At 73.3% G+C, this 19,226-nt stretch carries 17 protein-coding genes; 13 read left to right on the plus strand and 4 right to left on the minus strand.

Going from position 1 to position 19,226, the window contains the following annotated elements; translation table 11 throughout:
• On the plus strand, positions 1-690 hold a 690-nt coding region (locus tag ACWEO5_RS33155), incomplete at its 5' end, for a hypothetical protein (RefSeq protein WP_452165846.1).
• Between the two features lie 106 nt (positions 691-796).
• On the opposite strand, the gene ACWEO5_RS33160 is transcribed toward ACWEO5_RS33155, so the two are convergent.
• Positions 797-2,026 (minus strand): DUF349 domain-containing protein, encoded by a 1,230-nt coding sequence (locus ACWEO5_RS33160; RefSeq protein ID WP_344551466.1) that lies wholly within the window; start codon positions 2,024-2,026, stop codon positions 797-799.
• Between the two features lie 207 nt (positions 2,027-2,233).
• Positions 2,234-2,989: a peptidylprolyl isomerase gene (locus tag ACWEO5_RS33165; RefSeq protein ID WP_452165847.1), complete on the minus strand. Its 756-nt coding sequence runs from the start codon at positions 2,987-2,989 to the stop codon at positions 2,234-2,236.
• Positions 2,990-3,212: 223 nt separating this feature from the next.
• On the opposite strand from ACWEO5_RS33165, the gene ACWEO5_RS33170 reads away from it, so the two are divergent.
• From ACWEO5_RS33170 to ACWEO5_RS33185, 4 genes are all read left to right on the plus strand, one after another.
• Positions 3,213-3,920: an MBL fold metallo-hydrolase gene (locus tag ACWEO5_RS33170; RefSeq protein ID WP_344551464.1), complete on the plus strand. Its 708-nt coding sequence runs from the start codon at positions 3,213-3,215 to the stop codon at positions 3,918-3,920.
• Between the two features lie 11 nt (positions 3,921-3,931).
• The gene (gene hisS, locus ACWEO5_RS33175; protein ID WP_452165848.1) at positions 3,932-5,194 is read left to right on the plus strand and encodes a histidine--tRNA ligase; all 1,263 of its coding nucleotides are present in this window, start codon (positions 3,932-3,934) and stop codon (positions 5,192-5,194) included.
• Positions 5,191-6,990, plus strand: coding sequence for an aspartate--tRNA ligase (gene aspS / locus ACWEO5_RS33180; RefSeq protein ID WP_452165849.1), 1,800 nt, complete (start codon positions 5,191-5,193; stop codon positions 6,988-6,990). Before hisS ends, aspS begins: the two co-directional genes overlap by 4 nt.
• A 203-nt stretch (positions 6,991-7,193) precedes the next feature.
• On the plus strand, positions 7,194-7,700 hold the full coding sequence (locus tag ACWEO5_RS33185; RefSeq protein WP_344551461.1) for a GNAT family N-acetyltransferase: 507 nt from the start codon (positions 7,194-7,196) through the stop codon (positions 7,698-7,700).
• Here the strand turns inward: ACWEO5_RS33185 and ACWEO5_RS33190 are convergent.
• Positions 7,673-8,638, minus strand: coding sequence for a LysR family transcriptional regulator (locus ACWEO5_RS33190; protein WP_452165850.1), 966 nt, complete (start codon positions 8,636-8,638; stop codon positions 7,673-7,675). The two genes, ACWEO5_RS33185 and ACWEO5_RS33190, sit on opposite strands and share 28 nt — an antisense overlap.
• 288 nt (positions 8,639-8,926) lie before the next feature.
• Between ACWEO5_RS33190 and ppk2 the strand changes: the two genes are divergently transcribed.
• The 4 genes from ppk2 to rpsD all read left to right on the plus strand — a co-directional run bounded on the left by ppk2 (position 8,927) and on the right by rpsD (position 12,666).
• On the plus strand, positions 8,927-9,724 hold the full coding sequence (gene ppk2, locus ACWEO5_RS33195; RefSeq protein WP_452165855.1) for a polyphosphate kinase 2: 798 nt from the start codon (positions 8,927-8,929) through the stop codon (positions 9,722-9,724).
• 9 nt (positions 9,725-9,733) lie between these two features.
• On the plus strand, positions 9,734-10,354 hold the full coding sequence (locus ACWEO5_RS33200; RefSeq protein WP_344551459.1) for an L-threonylcarbamoyladenylate synthase: 621 nt from the start codon (positions 9,734-9,736) through the stop codon (positions 10,352-10,354).
• Positions 10,355-10,398: 44 nt separating this feature from the next.
• Positions 10,399-11,748, plus strand: a complete 1,350-nt coding sequence (locus ACWEO5_RS33205) for a replication-associated recombination protein A (RefSeq protein WP_452165851.1) — start codon at positions 10,399-10,401, stop codon at positions 11,746-11,748.
• Between the two features lie 303 nt (positions 11,749-12,051).
• The gene (gene rpsD, locus ACWEO5_RS33210; RefSeq protein ID WP_344551457.1) at positions 12,052-12,666 is read left to right on the plus strand and encodes a 30S ribosomal protein S4; all 615 of its coding nucleotides are present in this window, start codon (positions 12,052-12,054) and stop codon (positions 12,664-12,666) included.
• Here the strand turns inward: rpsD and ACWEO5_RS33215 are convergent.
• Positions 12,654-14,819 (minus strand): ATP-binding protein, encoded by a 2,166-nt coding sequence (locus tag ACWEO5_RS33215; protein WP_452165852.1) that lies wholly within the window; start codon positions 14,817-14,819, stop codon positions 12,654-12,656. The genes rpsD and ACWEO5_RS33215 overlap by 13 nt on opposite strands.
• Before the next feature lie 225 nt (positions 14,820-15,044).
• Here ACWEO5_RS33215 and ACWEO5_RS33220 point away from each other — a divergent pair, with 225 nt between their 5' ends.
• From ACWEO5_RS33220 to ruvX, 4 genes are read left to right on the plus strand one after another with little or no spacing between them, the layout of a single operon-like run.
• Positions 15,045-15,524: a DUF948 domain-containing protein gene (locus ACWEO5_RS33220; protein ID WP_452165853.1), complete on the plus strand. Its 480-nt coding sequence runs from the start codon at positions 15,045-15,047 to the stop codon at positions 15,522-15,524.
• A 5-nt stretch (positions 15,525-15,529) separates the two neighbouring features.
• Complete coding sequence (locus ACWEO5_RS33225; protein ID WP_344551454.1) at positions 15,530-15,970, plus strand: DUF6167 family protein; 441 nt, start codon at positions 15,530-15,532, stop codon at positions 15,968-15,970.
• Positions 15,970-18,636: an alanine--tRNA ligase gene (gene alaS, locus ACWEO5_RS33230; protein WP_344551453.1), complete on the plus strand. Its 2,667-nt coding sequence runs from the start codon at positions 15,970-15,972 to the stop codon at positions 18,634-18,636. Before ACWEO5_RS33225 ends, alaS begins: the two co-directional genes overlap by 1 nt.
• Positions 18,633-19,127: a Holliday junction resolvase RuvX gene (gene ruvX, locus ACWEO5_RS33235; protein ID WP_452165854.1), complete on the plus strand. Its 495-nt coding sequence runs from the start codon at positions 18,633-18,635 to the stop codon at positions 19,125-19,127. The genes alaS and ruvX overlap by 4 nt, the downstream gene beginning before the upstream one ends.
• The last annotated feature ends 99 nt before the right edge of the window (positions 19,128-19,226 follow it).

A 19,226-nucleotide genomic window follows, 5' to 3' on the forward strand; every position in this document is an offset into this window, starting at 1 on the left:
GCCACCGGCAGCGCGGTGACGGCGTCCGCGGCGGCGGCCACCGCGGCCGGGGACAACGGGGTGGCGCAGCTGCCCGCCGACCAGGTGCTGCAGCGGGCGGTGCAGGCCCTCAAGGGCGCCGGCGCGGTCCGGGCGACCGGCTCGGTGGCCGGCGAGGGGGCGCGGATCGACATGGACCTGCGGATGGACACCTCGGGCGACTGCACCGGCACGCTCAGCCAGAGCGGCACCGGCAGCTTCCAGGTGGTCAAGGCCGGGACGGACCTGTGGGTCAAGCCGGACCGGGAGTTCTGGCAGGGCCACGGCGGCGAGGCGATGGCCCAGCTGGTCGGCGACCGCTACCTGAAGACCACCAGCGACGACCCGGACTTCGGCGAGATCGGCAGCCTGTGCGACCTGGGCGCGCTGGCCGACAGCCTCGGCAGCGCCGGGGGCGGCCTGGCCAAGGGCGCCCCGACCACGGTGGCCGGCCGCCCGGCGCTCACCCTGACCGCCGACTCCGGCACCGGCACCGGCACCATGTACGTGGCCACCACCGGCTCGCCCGTCCCGCTGAAGCTGGAGAAGGCCACCGGGGCGGTCGAGTTCGCCGACTTCGGCACCCCGGTGCCCAGCGCCACCCCCGGGCCCGACCAGAGCCTCGACCTGGACCAGCTGCAGTCGCCCGCCCCCACCGCCAGCGTGGTCTGAGCGCGCGGAGGGGTCGAGCGCGCGGAGGGGCTGAGCGCGCGGAGGGGCTGAGCGTGCGAAGGGCCCCCGTCCGCACCGGACGGGGGCCCTCCGCACGGTCACCGGGTCAGGAGGTGAACTCCTGCAGCGACTTCTGCGCCTGGTCCAGCAGCGCCTGGCGGCCCTCCAGCTCGGCCTCCAGCTTGGCGGCCCTGGACGCGTTGCCCGCCGCCCGGGCCTTGTCCAGGTCGGCGCGGAGCTTGTCCACGGCGGCCTGCAGCAGGGCGGTCATGCCGGTGGCCCGGGCCCGCGCCTCCGGGTTGGAGCGCTGCCACTCGGCCTCCTCGGCCTCGCGGACGGCGCGCTCCACCGCGCTCAGCCGGCCGTCCAGCTTCGGACGGGCGTCGCGCGGGACGTGGCCGATGGCCTCCCAGCGCTCGGAGACGCCGCGCAGCGCGGCCTTGGCGGCCTTCAGGTCGGTGATCGGCAGGATCGCCTCGGCCTCGACCAGCAGCGCCTCCTTGGCCTTCTGGTTCTCGCCCTGCTCGGCGTCGCGCTCGGAGAACGCGCCGGACCGGGCCTGGAAGAAGACGTCCTGGGCGCCGCGGAAGCGGGCCCACAGCTCCTCCTCGGCGTCCCGCTGGGCGCGGCCGGCGGCCTTCCACTGGGTCATCAGGTCGCGGTAGGCGGCGGCGGTCGGACCCCACTCGGTGGAGCCGGACAGCGCCTCGGCCTGGGCGACCAGCTTCTCCTTCACCGAACGGGCCGACTCGCGCTCCGAGTCGAGCGCCGCGAAGTGCGCCTTGCGGTGCTTGGAGAACACCGAGCGGGCGTGCGAGAAGCGGTGCCACAGCTCGTCGTCGCTCTTGCGGTCCAGCCGCGGCAGCGCCTTCCAGTTGTCGACCAGGGCGCGCAGCCGGTCGCCGGCCTCCCGCCACTGGTTGGACTCGGCGAGCTGCTCGGCCTCGGCGACCAGCGCCTCCTTGGCGGCGCGGGTCTCCTCCTGGGCCTTGGCCCGGGCGGCCTTGCGCTCGGTCTGCCGGGTCTCGATCTCGCCGGCCAGGGTCTCCAGGCGGGCGGCCAGCGCGGCCAGGTCGCCGACCGCGTGCGCCTCGGTGACCTGCGCGCGCAGGTGGTCGAGCGCGGCCTGCGCCTCCTTGGCGGCCAGGTCGGTCTTGCGCACCCGGTGCTCCAGGAGGGCGGTCTCCGCCTCCAGGCCCTGGAACTTGCGCTCGAAGTAGGCGAGGGCCTCCTCCGGGGAGCCGGCCTGCCAGGAGCCGACCTGGCGTTCGCCGTCGGCCGTCCTCACGTAGACGTTCCCCTGCTCGTCGACACGGCCCCACGGGTCGCTGCTCACAGCGCCTCCTCCACATGACGCCACGCCCACGGGCGGGAGCGTCGTCCACAGTTGATGTGCGGCGGACCGATGGAGTCCGCCGTCCCGAGCCGTCGTTGAGTGGTGCCGAGGGTGACGGCCGACGGTCAGGGCACCCTATACAACAGCAACATAGGCGACCAGCGCCGGTGCTGTCCGCATCCGGCGCCGGTCGATTTTCGCGGCGGGTCAGCCCTTGGCGGTGGTGATGCTGCTGATGTTCACCGGGAGCTTGGGCGCACCGTCGCCGCCGGTGCCCTCGGCCCCGGCCTCGGCGATCTTCTTCAGCACGTCCATGCCGCCGGTGATGGTGCCGAACGGGGTGTAGCTGGGGGGCAGTTGGGTGTCCTGGTAGACCAGGAAGAACTGGCTGCCGTTGGTGTTGGCGCCGGAGTTGGCCATCGCCACGGTGCCCGCCGGGTAGGTGGCGCCCTCCAGGTTCTCGTCGGCGAACTGGTAGCCCGGGCCGCCCCGGCCGGTGCCGGTCGGGTCGCCGCACTGCAGGACGTAGATGCCCTCCGTGGTCAGGCGGTGGCACTTCGTGCCGTCCCAGAACTGCTGACCGGCCAGGAACACGAAGGAGTTGACGGTGTGCGGCGCCTTCGCGGCGTCCAGCGAGAGGGTGACGTCGCCCTGCGAGGTCGCGATCTTCGCGGTGTACTTGGCCGCGGTGTCGATCGACATCGCGGGCTCGGCGGCCCACTGCTTGCCGGTGGCGGACGAGGAGGGGACCGGGGCGGCCGAGGCGGCCTTGTCGTCCTTCTTGTCCGAGTCGAACACGCCGCCGGCCACGGTCGCGACGCCGGCGATCACCAGGACGGCCAGGACCGAGGCGACGACCGCGTTGCGCTTCTTGCGCTTGACGGCCGCCTCGGCGCGCGCCTGCACCTGGCGCTCGTACTTGTCACGGGCGAGCTGCCGCCGCCGCTGTTCGCTGCTGACCACCGGACGTCTCTCCTGGGCTGTGGGGTGTGGGGGAGTTGCTGTTGTCGCGTGCGGATCATCGCACCCGTCGGCGGCCAAGTGTAAGGACCCCGCGCGTCAGTACGGGATCAGCACGACATGAGAAAGGGCTGAACGCGCCAGGTAACCGGTTCGCCCGCGGCCCGGTGCCGCCGGTAGGCTGCGGGGGAAAAGCAGACCGCCGCCATGAAACGTAAGGACTCGCGTGTTCGTCGCCGGATTCCCCGCCGGGGCCTGGGGCACCAACTGCTACCTGGTCGCACCCGCCGCCGGCGAGGAGTGCGTGATCGTCGATCCGGGCCACGAAGCGGCGGCCGGCGTCGAGGAGTTGATCCGCGAGCACCGGCTCAAGCCGGTCGCGGTGCTGCTCACCCACGGGCACATCGACCACGTCGCCTCGGTCGTCCCGGTCTGCGGCGCGCGCGGCGTGCCGGCCTGGATCCACCCCGAGGACCGCTACATGCTGGCCGACCCGGAGAAGGGCCTCGGCCGCTCGCTCGGGCAGCAGCTGATGGGATCGATCACCGTCGGCGAGCCGGACGACGTCCGCGAGTTGACCGACGGCGGCGTGCTGGAGCTCGCCGGGCTGCACCTCACCGTCGACCACGCCCCCGGCCATACCGGGGGGTCGGTGACGTTCAGGACGCCCGCGTCGGCAGAGGTTCCGCCGGTGCTGTTCTCGGGCGACCTGCTGTTCGCCGGCTCCATCGGGCGTACCGACCTCCCGGGCGGAGACAGCGCGGCGATCATGCGCTCGCTGGCCCGGGTGTGCCTGCCCCTCGACGACGCGACCGTGGTGCTCTCCGGCCACGGCTCCCAGACCACCATCGGCCGAGAGCGCGCCACCAACCCCTACCTCCAGCAGGCGGGCGGTGCGCAGGGCGCACCGGCCTTCCCGCGACGAGGAATGTGACGGAAGAGAAGTTGAGCACCTTCACCGCCCCCAAGGGCACCTACGACCTGCTCCCGCCCGAGTCGGCGACCTTCCTGGCGATCCGCGAGCGCCTGTCCGCGCCCGCCCGGCGCGCCGGCTACGGGTACATCGAGACCCCGGTCTTCGAGGACGTCAAGCTGTTCTCCCGCGGTGTCGGCGAGTCCACCGACATCGTCACCAAGGAGATGTACAACCTCACCACCAAGGGCGGCGACGAGCTCGCGCTGCGCCCCGAGGGCACCGCCTCGGTCCTGCGCGCCGCGCTCCAGGCCAACCTGCACAAGCAGGGCAACCTGCCGGTCAAGCTCTGGTACTCCGGCTCGTACTACCGCTACGAGCGCGCCCAGAAGGGCCGCTACCGCCAGTTCGCGCAGGTCGGCGCGGAGGCGATCGGCGCGGAGGACCCGGCGCTGGACGCCGAGTTGATCATCCTGGCCGACGACGCCTTCCGCTCGCTCGGGGTGCGCGACTACCGGCTGCTGCTCAACTCGCTCGGCGACAAGCAGTGCCGGCCGGTCTACCGGGCCGCGCTGGTCGAGTTCCTGGCTGGCCTCGACCTGGACGAGGAGACCCGCCGCCGCGCGGGGATCAACCCGCTGCGCGTGCTGGACGACAAGCGCGAGTCGGTGCAGGCCCAGCTCGGGGACGCGCCCAAGCTGCGCGACTACCTGTGCGAGGACTGCAAGGCGTACGACGAGAAGGTGCGCGAGCTGCTCACCGCCAACGGCGTGGCCTTCGTCGACGACCCCAAGCTGGTCCGCGGCCTGGACTACTACACCCGGACCACCTTCGAGTTCGTGCACGACGGCCTGGGCGCGCAGTCCGCGATCGGCGGCGGCGGCCGCTACGACGGCCTGTCCGAGATGATCGGCGGCCCGGCGCTGCCCTCGGTCGGCTGGGCGCTCGGCGTGGACCGCACCTACCTCGCGCTGGAGGCCGAGGGCGTCTCCCTCGACCTGCCCGCCGCGACCTCCGTGTACGCCGTCGCGCTCGGCGAGGAGGCCAAGAACGTGCTGTTCGCCAAGGTGGTGGAGCTGCGCCGGGCCGGCGTGGCCACCGACTTGGCGTTCGGCGTCAAGAGCATCAAGAACGCCATGAAGTCCGCCGACCGCTCCGGCGCCCGCTACGCGCTGATCGCCGGCGACCGGGACCTCGCCGAGGGCGTCGTCCAGCTCAAGGACATGACCACCGGCGAGCAGACCCCCGTCGCCCTTGAGGCGCTCGTCACCACCCTGAAGGAGAAGCAGCTGTGATCCGCACGCACGACGCGGGCACGCTCCGCGCGGAGCACGCCGGCACCACCGTCACCCTGGCCGGCTGGGTGGCCCGCCGCCGCGACCACGGCGGCGTGGCCTTCATCGACCTGCGGGACGCCTCGGGCACCGTCCAGGTCGTGGTCCGCGACCTGGAGTCGGTGCACGGGCTGCGCTCCGAGTACTGCGTCAAGGTGATCGGCGAGGTCCGGGTCCGCCCCGAGGGCAACGAGAACCCGGAGATCCCGACCGGCGCGGTCGAGGTCGTGGTCGAGTCCATCGAGGTGCTCTCCGAGGCCGCGCCGCTGCCGTTCCAGGTCGCCGAGTACGAGCCCGGTTCGGTCAACGAGGAGGTGCGGCTGCGCTACCGCTACCTCGACCTGCGCCGCGAGGGCCCGGCCCGCGCGCTGCGGCTGCGCTCGAAGGTCAACCACATCATCCGCACGGTGATGGAGGAGAACGACTACCTCGACATCGAGACCCCGTACCTGACCCGCTCCACCCCCGAGGGCGCCCGCGACTTCCTCGTCCCGGTCCGCCTCCAGCCGGGCCACTGGTACGCCCTGCCGCAGTCCCCGCAGCTGTTCAAGCAGCTGCTGATGGTGGCCGGCATGGAGCGCTACTACCAGATCGCCCGCTGCTTCCGCGACGAGGACTTCCGCGCCGACCGGCAGCCGGAGTTCACCCAGCTGGACATCGAGGCGTCCTTCGTCGACCAGGAGGACGTCCTGGCGCTCGGCGAGAAGATCGTCGGCCGGATCTGGAAGGAGGTGCACGGGTACGAGCTCCCCAACCCGCTGCCCCGCCTCTCCTACGCCGACGCGATGTCCCGCTACGGCTCCGACAAGCCGGACGTCCGGTTCGGCCAGGAACTCACCGACCTCACCGAGTACTTCAAGGGCACCGAGTTCCGGGTCTTCCAGGCCCCGTACGTCGGCGCGGTCGTGATGCCCGGCGGCGCCTCGCAGCCGCGCAAGCAGCTCGACGCCTGGCAGGACTGGGCCAAGGCCCGCGGCGCCCGCGGCCTCGCCTACGTCCTGGTGGACGCCGAGACCGGCGAGCTGCGCGGCCCGGTCGCCAAGAACCTGTCCGAGGAGCACCTGGCCGGCCTGGCCGCCGCGGCCGGCGCCAAGCCCGGCGACGCGGTGTTCTTCGCCGCCGGCAAGAAGACCGCCTCGCAGGAGCTGCTCGGCGCCGCCCGCCTGGAGATCGGCCGCCGCTGCGACCTGATCGACGAGTCCCAGTGGGCCTTCCTCTGGGTCGTGGACTTCCCGATGTTCGAGCCGATCGAGGACGACAAGGGCGAGTTCCAGGGCTGGCACGCGGTGCACCACCCGTTCACCGCGCCGACCGCCGAGTCGCTGGCCACCTTCGACACCGACCCGGGCAGTGCGCTCTCCAACGCGTACGACCTGGTGCTCAACGGCTCGGAGCTGGGCGGCGGTTCGATCCGAATCCACCAGCGCGACGTGCAGAAGCGGGCGTTCGACGCGATCGGCCTGTCCGAGGAGGAGGCCGCCTCCCAGTTCGGCTTCCTGCTGGACGCCTTCAACTACGGCCCGCCGCCGCACGGCGGCATCGCGCTCGGCCTGGACCGCGTGGTCACCCTGCTGGGCGGCTACGACACCATCCGGGACGTCATCGCCTTCCCGAAGACCTCCACCGGCGGCGACCCGCTGACCGGCGCCCCCACCGCCATCACTCCGGCCCAGCGCCGCGAGGCGGGCGTGGACGCCCAGCCCAAGGCCAAGGAGAACAAGGACGCCGCCAAGGCCGAGGCCGAGCCCACCGCCTGACGCGCCGTCACGATCCCCGTCGGACCGCCGCCCGACCGTCCCCGGACGGACGCCGGATTCTGACGGGGCATCACAAAGATCACGATTTGTTCCGGCCCCGGCCGGTGCGCGCCCACCAGGAGTAGGCTGCCACCGCCCGGGGCCGGAATGCTGCACCCCCCGGACGCTGCACAACGGGGTGCAGAGCGCAAGAAGGGTCGAGGATGACCGTACGGACCAGAGTTGAACTCCCCACCGACACCGCCGAGACCCGGCGGGTGCACATGGCGGCCTTCCCAGGCCCCGAAGAGGCGGACCTGGTGGACGCGCTGCGCCGCGACGCCGCCTGGCTGCCCGCACTGTCCCTGGTCGCGGTGGACGAACGCGAAGTGGTCATCGGCCACGCGCTGCTCACCCGGCTGAAGATCGGCAACGGCAAGGGGCTTGCCCTCGCGCCCGTCGCGGTCGCGCCCGAGTGGCAGCGCAAGGGCGTCGGCACCGCCGTGGTGCGGGCCGCGCTGGCGGCCGCCGCCGAGGCCGGCGAGCGCGTCGTGGTGGTGCTCGGCGACCCGGGCTACTACGGCCGGTTCGGCTTCGCCCCCGCCTCCGGGCACCGGATCACCGGCCCGTTCGACGTCCCCGACGGGTACTTCCAGGCCCTGCCGCTGCCCGGCGCCGACGGCGTCCCGCACGGCGTGTGCCGCTACCCCGCGCCGTTCGCGGAGGTCTGAGCGCCGGGGTCCGTGGTCGACCGGCCGCCACCGGTCGCCCGGAACTGCACCTCCAGGTGCAGCCGGCAGGACTCCGCGAACGCCTCCATGGCCGGGGTCGCCACCGCGCCCGGCAGCCGGAACAGCCCCACCAGGCTCGGGCTCAGCCCGCGCACCGGCAGGCAGCGCACGTCCGGACGGCCCGCCCAGCGGCCCACCGCGCGCGGCGCGAAGCCCACCCCCTGCCCGCAGGCCACCGCGGCCATCCACTCGTCCGAGTTGTGCGCCACCGCCCCGATCCGCACCGGCCGCTCGCCGCGGTCCGGCGCGCCCAGCCAGTAGTCCCGCCACACCCCGGCCTGCTCCGGGACCGCCACGAACGGCTCGTCCCACAGCTCCGCCGCGTCCACCTCGTGCCGGGCCGCCAGCCGGTGGTCGGCCGCCAGCACCACCCAGCGCTCCTCGGTGCCCAGCGGCACGTGCGCGTACCGCTCGGCCATCGACGCCGGGGCGTGCCACAGCGCCAGGTCCAGCTCGCCCGAGGCCAGGCCGGACGATTCGTCGAACCAGTTGTTCTGCCGCATCCGCACCCGCCAGCCCGGCATCCGGCGGGCGAAGTCCTCCGCCGCGGCCCGGCCCAGCAGGTTGATCGTCGAGCCCTCGAAGCCCACCCGCAGCTCCCCGCCGGCCTCCGCCGCCGCCCGCCGGGTCGCCCGGAGCGCCTCCTCCCAGCCCGCCAGCAGCCCCCCGGCGCGCGCCAGCAACTCCGCGCCCGCCGCGGTCGGCACCGTCCCGGCCCGCGAGCGCCGGAACAGCTCCACCCCCAACTGCTGCTCCAGCGAACGTAGTTGCTTGGTCAGCGTCGGCTGGCTCACCCCCAGCCGGGCCGCGGCCGCGGTCAGCTGGCCCTCCTCGCCCACCACCGTCAAGTAGCGCAACATCCGGGTGTCCACGTCCATGCCCCCAGGTTATGGACCAAGGCATTGGACCCGGCCGCCCGGGGTGTCGCACAGTTGTCCGGCCTTCCCCGGCGCGAGGGGCACCGGCGGCACGGGGGACCGCCGGTGCCCGTCCGGGGGAGGCCGCTCGACCTGCGCCGGCGCCCGCGGCGGCCTAGCCTGGGGGATCGTCAACGGCACGGTGAGCGGAGGCACGCAGTGGCGGCAGCAGCGGGTGGCGGGGCGGGCAAGGACGGCCGGGCGGCGAAGGACGGCGGGGCGGGCAAGAAGGCCCGCAGGGCCAAGCGGATGCCCAAGAAGCTCTACGAGGACGAGCTGCTCCGCCTCCAGCGCGAACTGGTCAAGCTGCAGGAGTGGGTCCGCACCGAGGGCGTCCGGATGGTGGTCGTCTTCGAGGGCCGCGACGCGGCGGGCAAGGGCGGCGCGATCAAGCGGGTCACCGAGTACCTCAACCCCCGGATCGCCCGGATCGCCGCCCTCCCCGCCCCCACCGAGCGCCAGCGCGGACAGTGGTACTTCCAGCGCTACGCCGAGCAGCTCCCGGCGGCCGGCGAGATGGTCCTGTTCGACCGCTCCTGGTACAACCGGGCCGGCGTCGAGAAGGTGATGGGCTTCTGCACCGACGAGGAGTACTGGCAGTTCCTGCACCAGTGCCCCACCTTCGAACGGATGCTGGTCGAGGCCGGCATCCTGCTGCGCAAGTACTGGTTCTCGGTCAGCGACGTCGAACAGGAGCGCCGCTTCCGCGACCGGCTCGACGACCCGATGCGGCAGTGGAAGCTCTCCCCGATGGACGTCGAGTCCATCACCCGCTGGGAGGACTACTCGCGGGCCAAGGACGAGATGTTCGTCTACACCGACATCCCCGAGTCACCCTGGAACGTCGTCGAGAGCGACGACAAGCGCCGCGCCCGGATCAACATGATCGCCCACCTGCTCTCCAGCGTCCCCTACCACGAGGTGGTCAAGCCCGCCGTCACCCTGCCGCCCCGCCCCGAGCCGCGCGGCTACCGACGGCCGCCGCGCGACCTCCAGAAGTACGTCTTCGACCACGCCGCGGCGGTGCTGGCGCAGGCCGGGCAGTAGGGTCGAGCAATGGCGAAGTACTTCGACGTGCACCCCGAGACGCCCCAGCCGCGCACCATCTCCACCGTGGTGGCGAGCATCCGGGACGGCGCCCTCATCGCGTACCCCACCGACTCCTGTTTCGCGCTCGGCTGCCGGTTGGACAACCGGGACGGGCTCGACCGGATCCGCACCATCCGGCGGCTCGACGACCGCCACCACTTCACCCTGATGTGCCAGGACTTCGCCCAGCTGGGCAAGTTCGCCCAGCTTGACAACAACGTCTTCCGCGCGGTCAAGGCCGCCACCCCCGGCAGCTACACCTTCATCCTCCCCGCCACCAAGGAGGTGCCGCGCCGGCTGCTCCACCCCAAGAAGAAGACCGTCGGCATCCGCATCCCCGACCACGCGGTCACCCAGGCCCTGCTGGCCGAACTCGGCGAACCCCTGGTCTCCAGCACCCTGCTGCTGCCCGACGAGGAGGAGCCGATGACCCAGGGCTGGGAGATCAAGGAACGCCTCGACCACGTCCTGGACGCGGTGGTCGACTCCGGCGACTGCGGGACGGTGCCGACCACCGTGGTCGACTTCTCGGACGGCGTGGCGGAGATCGTCCGCTACGGCGCGGGGGACCCGGAGCGCTTCGAGTAGGAGCGGGGGCCGGGGCTGTCGGCGGCGTCGCATAGGCTCGGGGCGTGGACGAGCCCGACCTTTTCACGCACGCCGCCGAGGAACGCCAGAGCACCGAGCCGGGGCGCGCCCCGCTCGCGGTGCGGATGCGGCCGCGGACGCTGGACGAGGTGGCCGGCCAGCAGCAGCTGCTCAAGGACGGCTCGCCGCTGCGCCGGCTGGTCGCCGGGGCGAAGGGACCGGCGGCCACCAGTTCGGTGATCCTGTGGGGGCCGCCCGGCACGGGCAAGACCACGCTGGCGCACGTGATCAGCCGGGCGGTGGAGGGCCGGTTCGTCGAGCTCTCGGCGATCACGCACGGCGTCAAGGAGGTCCGGGCGGTGATCGACGGGGCCCGCCGGGCGGTCGGGATGAGCGGCCGGGAGACCGTGCTGTTCCTGGACGAGATCCACCGCTTCTCCAAGGCCCAGCAGGACTCGCTGCTGCCCGCGGTGGAGAACCGCTGGGTCACCCTGATCGCCGCGACCACCGAGAACCCGTACTTCTCGATCATCTCCCCGCTGCTCTCGCGCAGCCTGCTGCTCACCCTGGAGTCCCTCACCGACGAGGACGTCCGGGTCCTGCTGCGCCGCGCCACCGCCGACGAGCGGGGCCTGGGCGGCAGCGTGGAGCTCAGCGCGGAGGCCGAGGACCACCTGGTGCGGCTGGCCGGGGGCGACGCCCGGCGGGCGCTGACCACCCTGGAGGCGGCGGCCGGGGCGGCGCTGGAGCAGGGCGAGCGGGTGCTCACCCTGGCGGCCACCGAGACGGCGGTCAACCAGGCCGCGGTGCGCTACGACCGGGACGGCGACCAGCACTACGACGTGGCGAGCGCGCTGATCAAGTCGATCCGCGGCAGCGACGTGGACGCCACCCTGCACTACCTGGCCCGGATGATCGAGGCCGGGGAGGACCCGCGGTTCATCGCCCGCCGGCTGATGATCTCCGCCAGCGAGGACGTCGGCCTGGCCGACCCGACCGCGCTGCCCACCGCGGTGGCCGCCGCCCAGGCGGTCGCGCTGATCGGCTTCCCGGAGGCCCGGATCATCCTCTCCCAGGCGGCGATCGCGCTGGCCCTGGCGCCCAAGTCGAACGCCGCCTACCTGGCCATCGACGCCGCCCTGGCGGACGTCCGGCAGGGCGCGGCCGGCGCGGTGCCGGCGCACCTGCGGGACGCGCACTACGGCGGGGCGAAGAAGCTCGGGCACGGCAAGGGCTACCAGTACCCGCACGACCTGCCGGAGGGCATCGCCGCGCAGCAGTACGCGCCGGACGCGGTGCACGGCAAGGAGTACTACCAGCCGACCAGGCGGGGCGGCGAGGCCCGGTACGCGGACATCGCGGAGTGGACCAGGGCCCGGCTCAAGGGGGAATAGGGCATCCCGTATAGTAATGAAGTGTGTCCCGGGCCCGGGGTTCCGTGAGGAGCGACCGGCCGCACCAGCGGGGCATCGAACAGGGCCCTCCCGCTGGGGAGGTCCCAGGAGCGGCGCGCACCGGTCTTCGGTGTCGCGGGCGGTCCACCACCCTCACCGGTCGTGGGCCCCCGTGTGCAAGCACGTAGTGCCCGGTCGCGGAGAGCGGCTGACCGTCCGGCAACGGGCGGTTTTTCTCCGGACCGCGAGGAGCGTCCTCCGTCAACACCTGGTGACAGCCGTATCTGAACAGGAAAAGGAAACATGGCGAACCAGAAGCGCCCCAAGGTCAAGATCGCCCGTGCTCTCGGCGTTCCGCTGACCCCGAAGTCCGTCAAGTACTTCGAGGCCCGCCCGTACCCGCCCGGCCAGCACGGCCGCGGCCGCAAGCAGAACTCTGACTACAAGGTCCGTCTGACCGAGAAGCAGCGTCTGCGCGCGCAGTACGACCTCAGCGAGAAGCAGATGGCGCGTGCCTTCGAGGCCGCCAAGAAGGTCGAGGGCAAGACGGGCGAGGCGCTCGTCGGCCTGCTTGAGGTCCGCCTCGACGCCCTGGTCCTGCGTTCGGGCATCGCCCGCACCATCTACCAGGCCCGCCAGATGGTCGTGCACGGTCACATCGAGGTCAACGGCTCGAAGGTCAACAAGCCGTCGTTCCAGCTGAAGCCGGGCTACGTCGTCACGGTGAAGGAAAAGTCCAAGGAGAAGGTCCCCTTCCAGGTGGCTCGCGAGGGCGGCAACGCCGGCGAGGGCCAGACCCCGAAGTACCTTGAGGTCAACCTGAAGGCCCTGGCCTTCCGCCTGGACCGCGCGCCGCAGCGCCGCGAGGTTCCGGTCGTCTGCGACGAGCAGCTCGTCGTCGAGTACTACTCGCGCTGACCCGCGAGCGGAACGCCCCCACGGTCCTCGGACCGCGGGGGCGTTTCCCGTTCCGGCCCCGGGCCGCCGTCGCCCAGGGCGCGGCCCACCGCGGCGTCCAGGTCGAGCCGGGCCCCGAGCCGGAAGGCCGCCTCGTACTCCTGCTCGGTCAGGCCGTCGCGGGCGCGCCGCGCACCCTCCAGGTGCGGGCCGTTGAACGAGCGGGAGCCGAAGAACGGGGTGCCGACCGCCCGCCAGAGCCGGTGCGCGGCGCCCTGCAGCACCCGGGCCTCGCCCAGGTCGGCGTCCGGGCCCTCGGTGGCCAGCAGCGCCAGCAGGTCCATCGCCAGCACGATGCCCAGCAGGTCGCGGAACAGGTGGTTGAGCCGCATCGACTCGCGGGCCAGTGACCGGGCCAGCCGCAGGTCGCCGCCCTGCCGCCGGGCGAAGGCCATCGCGTACAGGCAGTACCCGTACGCCCACTGCTCGCCGTGCTCCTCGCAGGTCTCCCGGACCCGCTCCATCCAGGCCAGGCCGTTCTCCTCGTCGCCCTGGAAGAGGTGGGCGAGGGCGAGTTCGAACATCGCCATCAGGACGTTGGAGTTGAGCTCGCCGAGCGCGTCGTAGTGCCACAGCGCCTCCTCGAACAGCTCGGCGGCGCGGGCCGGTTCGTCGCCGATCAGGGCGGCGCAGCCCTGCCGGTGGACGGCGTAGGCCAGGGCCCGGTCGTCGCCGGTCTCCAGGGCCTGCCGGCGGCACTCCTCCAGGACCGGGCGGGCCCGGTGCAGGTCGCCCTGCAGGGTGGCCAGGTAGCCGGTGACCCAGAGCGCCTTGGCCCGGGCGTCGGTGGGTTCGGGGGCCAGCGCGAGGGCGCGGTCGAGCCAGTGCCGGCCCTCGCCGAGGTGGCCGGTGCCGACCCAGAAGTACCAGAGGGTGCCGGCCAGCACGAGGGCCGGCTGCTCCTCGCCGGGCTCGGCGAGCGAGAACTCCAGCGCGGCGCGCAGGTTGGCGTGGGCGAGCCGGGTGCGCTCGGCGGTCTCGGCCTGCCGGGGGCCGAACCACTCGACCTCGCCCCAGGTGGCGACGCCGAGGTACCAGTCGCGGTGGCGGCGCAGCAGCCGCGGCCGGTCGCCGCCCGCCCGCAGCCAGTGCGCGCCGTACTCGCGCAGGGTGTCGAGCATCCGGAAGCGGACGGTGCCGTCGCCGTCGAGGCGCTCCAGGACGGACTTGTCGACCAGCGACTCGACCAGTTCCAGCACCTCGTCGGCGTCCAGGCCGTGCCCGGCGCAGACGTACTCGGCGGAGTCCAGGTCGAAGCCGCCGGCGAAGACCGAGAGGCGGGCCCAGAGTAAACGTTCCTTCATGGTGCAGAGTTCGTGGCTCCAGCCGATCGCGGTGCGCAGCGTGTGGTGCCGGGCCGGGGCCGTCCGGTCGCCGCCGGTGAGCAGCCGGAAGCGGTCCTCCAGGCGGGCGGTCAACTGCTCCACGGACAGCGCGCGCAGCCGGCCCGCGGCCAGCTCCAGGGCCAGCGGGATGCCGTCCAGCCGGCGGCACAGCAGCGCCACCCCGTCCCGGTTGCCGGGCTCCAGCCGGAAGCCCGGCAGCACCGCGGCGGCCCGGTCGGCGAACAGCAGCACCGCCTCCGCCTCGGCCCGGCCGCCGGACGGCCGGTAGGGCAGCGGGGCGAGCGGCAGCAGGTGCTCGCCCGCGGTGCGCAGCGACTGCCGGGAGGTGGCGAGCACCCGCAGGCCGGGGGCGGCGCGCAGCAGCGCGTCCACCAGCTCGGCGCAGGCGTCGACCAGGTGCTCGCAGCCGTCCAGCACCAACAGGGCCTCGCGGTCGGCGAGTTGCTCGACCAGGACGTCCAGCGGCGGCCGGGCGGTGTGGTCGGTCAGCCGGAGCGCCTCCAGCACGGCGTGGCCCAGCAGCAGCGGGTCCTGCACCGGGGCGACCTCGGCCAGGTGCGCGCCGTCCGGGAACCCGTCGGCCAGCCGGGCGGCGGCGCGCAGGGCCAGCCGGGACTTGCCGACCCCGCCCGGCCCGGTCACCGTGACCAGCCGGGCCCGGCCGACCAGGGCCGCCAGCGCGTCGAGTTCGGCGGCCCGGCCGACGAAGCTGGTGGTCTCGGCGGGGAGCCGGCCCCGGTTCCGCGGCGCTGCCGACCTGCTCTCCATGGACGCCCCCGTCGCTGGGAAACCCGCAACCCGCCGACCCGCGCTCCGCGAGCCAAACCCCCAACGAGGCGACCTGGCGGTAGGTTACGCGCGGTGCTCGCACGTCCGGCCGGGCCGGGGCGGGCCCACCGGTGGATATACCGGTCGGGGAACGGGCCGTCGGCGCGATAGGGTTTAGCGGAAGTTATCCAACTTACGCAAGCACAGGCGAGGGAGCGCGCGAAGGTGTCCGTGGGAGAGCTGGCCGGGCTGCTGGTCGCCGTCTTCTGGGCGGTCCTGGTCACCTTGCTCGCCGTGGTGCTGGTGCGGCTGTCCAAGGTGCTGCGGGAGGCGACCGTGCTGGTCGCCGCCGTCACCGAGCAGGCCGTGCCGCTGCTGCGGGACGCGAACGCCGCGGTCCGCAGCGCGCACGAGCAGCTGGAGCGGGTCGACGAGATCACCGCCAACGTGCAGGACGCGGCGGCCGACGCCAAGGCGCTGTCGTCCACCGTGGCCGCGACGCTGGGCGGCCCGCTGGTGAAGGTGGCCGCGTTCAGCCACGGCGTCCGCAAGGCGGTCGCCCGGCAGCGGGCCGGGGCGGCCACGCTGCCCCAACAGGCAGCTGAGCGCGAGGAGTTGGCCCGGATGATCCGGGCCGAGGTGCGGGCCCAGGCGGCGCCGCGCCGCGGGCTGCTGGCCAAGGTCCGCCGGGCCGTGAGGGGCTGAACGCAGTGGTACGACGCATCTTCTGGATGGCCGTCGGCGCGGGCGCCACGGTCTGGGCCATGAACAAGGCCAACGAGGCGGTGCACCGCCTCACCCCGGACTCGCTGTCCGGCACCGCCGCCCGCGGCGCCCTCCGGTTCGGCGACGCCGCCAAGCGCTTCGCCCTGGAGGTCCGCTCCGGCATGGACGAGCGCGAGCGCGAGCTGCGCGCCGACCTCGGCCTGGACGGCACCGCGGTGGTCGAGCCGCCGCGCCGCCGGGCGCTGAGCGGGTCGGCCGCCGCCGACGACGGGGACCGAGCTATCTCGGCGGCCCCGGGTTCCCCGGCCGCCGCCCTGCCCCCGTCCCCGCGCACCGAGCGCCGCACCACCCCCCAGACCATCGTTGCCAAGCCCCGACAGCGCGAGCTGCCGGGCCGCACGACCGATCGGAAGGACCCCCACTGATGGAGTCGGCAGAGATCCGCCGCCGCTGGCTGCGCTTCTTCGAGGAGCGCGGCCACACCGTCGTACCGTCGGCCTCGCTGGTCGCCGACGACCCCACCCTGCTGCTGGTCAACGCCGGCATGGTGCCCTTCAAGCCGTACTTCCTGGGTGAGATCAAGCCGCAGTTCTCGCGCGCCACCAGCGTGCAGAAGTGCGTGCGCACCCTGGACATCGAGGAGGTCGGGAAGACCACCCGGCACGGCTCCTTCTTCCAGATGTGCGGCAACTTCTCGTTCGGCGACTACTTCAAGGAAGGCGCCATCAAGTTCGCCTGGGAGCTGCTGACCAGCCCGGTGGCGGACGGCGGCTACGGCCTGGAGCCGGAGAAGCTCTGGATCACCGTCTACCAGGACGACGACGAGGCCGAGCAGATCTGGCGCGAGGTGATCGGCGTCCCGTCCGAGCGGATCCAGCGCCTGGGCATGAAGGACAACTTCTGGTCGATGGGCGTCCCCGGCCCGTGCGGCCCGTGCTCGGAGATCAACTACGACCGCGGCCCCGCGTACGGCGAGGAGGGCGGCCCGGCGGTCAACGGCGAGCGCTACCTGGAGATCTGGAACCTGGTCTTCATGCAGTACGAGCGCGGCCACGGCGACGGCAAGGACGGGTTCGAGATCCTCGGCGACCTGCCGAGCAAGAACATCGACACCGGCCTCGGCCTGGAGCGCCTCGCCGCCGTCCTGCAGGGCGTCGACAACCTCTTCGAGATCGACACCTCGCGGATGATCCTCGACCGCGCCGCCGAGCTCACCGGCCACACCTACGGCGCCGACCACAAGTCGGACGTCTCGCTGCGCGTGGTCACCGACCACTTCCGCACCGCGCTGATGCTGGTCGGCGACGGCGTCACCCCCGGCAACGAGGGCCGCGGCTACGTGCTGCGCCGCATCCTGCGCCGGGCGATCCGCAACATGCGGCTGCTGGGCGCCACCGAGCCGGTCGCCAAGGACCTGATCGACGTCTCGATCAAGGCGATGGCCCCGCAGTACCCGGAGCTGGAGAGCGACCGCAAGCGGATCGAGACGGTCGTGGTCGCCGAGGAGAACGCCTTCCTGCAGACCCTGCGCTCCGGCACCAGCCTGCTGGACGCCGCGGTCACCGACACCAAGCAGTCCGGCGGCGCGGTGCTCTCCGGCGAGCAGGCGTTCAAGCTGCACGACACCTACGGCTTCCCGATCGACCTGACCCTGGAGATGGCCGAGGAGCAGGGCCTCCAGGTCGACGAGGCCGGCTTCCGCCGCCTGATGCAGGAGCAGCGCGACCGCGCCAAGGCCGACGCCAAGGCGAAGAAGATGGGCCACGCCGACGTCGCCGCGTACCGCGCGGTCGCCGATGAGGCGGGCGCGTCGGTCTTCACCGGCTACGCCCACACCGAGGGCGAGGCCACCGTGGTCGGCCTGCTGGTGGACGGCACCCCCTCGCCGGCCGCCACCGAGGGCGACGAGGTCGAGATCGTCCTCGACCGGACCCCGTTCTACGCCGAGGGCGGCGGCCAGCTCGCCGACCACGGCCGGATCCGCCTCGACTCCGGCGCGGTGGTCGAGATCCGCGACGTGCAGCAGCCGGTGCCCGGCGTGATCGTGCACTCCGGCGGGGTGCTGTTCGGCGAGGTGGTGCTCGGCGCGTCCGCGTACGCCACCATCGACACCGACCGCCGCCGGGCCGTCTCGCGCGCCCACTCGGCCACCCACCTGACCCACCAGGCGCTGCGCGACGCGCTCGGCCCGACCGCCGCCCAGGCCGGTTCGGAGAACGCGCCGGGCCGATTCCGCTTCGACTTCGGCTCGCCCGCGGCCGTCCCCGGCTCGGTGCTGACCGACGTCGAGCAGAAGATCAACGAGGTGCTGGTCCGCGAACTCGACGTCACCGCCGAGGTGATGACGATGGACCAGGCCCGCAAGCAGGGCGCCATCGCGATGTTCGGCGAGAAGTACGGCGACTCGGTGCGCGTGGTCACCATCGGCGACTTCTCCAAGGAGCTGTGCGGCGGCACGCACGTCGGCAACACCGCCCAGCTGGGCCTGGTGAAGCTGCTCGGCGAGTCCTCGATCGGCTCCGGCGTGCGCCGGGTCGAGGCGCTGGTCGGCGTGGACGCGTACAAGTTCCTGGCCCGCGAGCACACCGTGGTCGCCCAGCTGACCGAACTGGTCAAGGGCCGCCCGGAGGAGCTGCCGGAGAAGGTCTCCGCGATGCTCGGCAAGCTCAAGGACGCCGAGAAGGAGATCGAGAAGTTCCGCGCGGAGAAGGTCCTCGCGGCCGCGGCCGGCCTGGCCGAGGGCGCCGAGGACGTCCGGGGCGTGGCCCTGGTCGCCGCCCGGGTCGGGGACGGCACCGGCGCGGACGAGCTGCGCAAGCTGGTGCTGGACGTCCGGGCCCGGCTCGGCTCCCGCCCGGCCGTGGTCGCCGCGTTCACCGTCGCGAACGACCGCCCGCTGACCGTGATCGCCACCAACGAGGACGCCCGCGGCCGCGGCATCAAGGCCGGCGAGCTGGTCCGCGCCGCGGCCAAGACCCTCGGCGGCGGCGGTGGCGGCAAGGACGACGTGGCGCAGGGCGGCGGCAGCAACCCGGCCGCCGTCGCGGACGCCATCGAGGCCGTGCGGGCGCTGGTGGCCGAGCGCGCGTGAGTGACGAGCACAGCGCATCCCCGGAGAAGGTCTTCCGGCGCGGCCGGCGGATCGCCGTCGACGTGGGTGACGCCCGGATCGGGGTCGCGGTCTGCGACCCCGACGGGCTGATCGCCACGCCGGTGGAGACCGTCCCGGCCGGGGGCCGCTCGCAGGCCCGGCTGAAGGCGATCGTCGAGGAGTACGACGCCGTCGAGGTGGTGGTCGGCCTGCCGCGCTCGCTGAACGGCAAGGAGGGCCCGGCCGCCGCCAAGGTCCGCGAGTACGCGGGCCGGCTGGCCGGCCTGCTGTACCCGGTCGGCGTGCGGCTGGTGGACGAGCGGATGACCACGGTCACCGCCGCCGCCGGACTGCGGGCCTCCGGGCGGTCGTCCAAGAAGGGCCGCTCGGTGATCGACCAGGCCGCCGCCGTGGTGATCCTGCAGTCGGCCCTTGAGACCGAACGGGTGAGCGGTCGGGCGCCCGGTGAGAGTGTCGAGCCGGTCATCTGATCGGTACGGGCTAGCTTCCCGGTAGAGGGTCCGGGGCGCCGCCCGGCCCCCCCCCCCCCCCATACAAGGCCCCCCCCCGCCCGGGCCCCCGCCACCCCC

The sequence above is a fragment of the Kitasatospora sp. NPDC004272 genome, assembly GCF_053603035.1.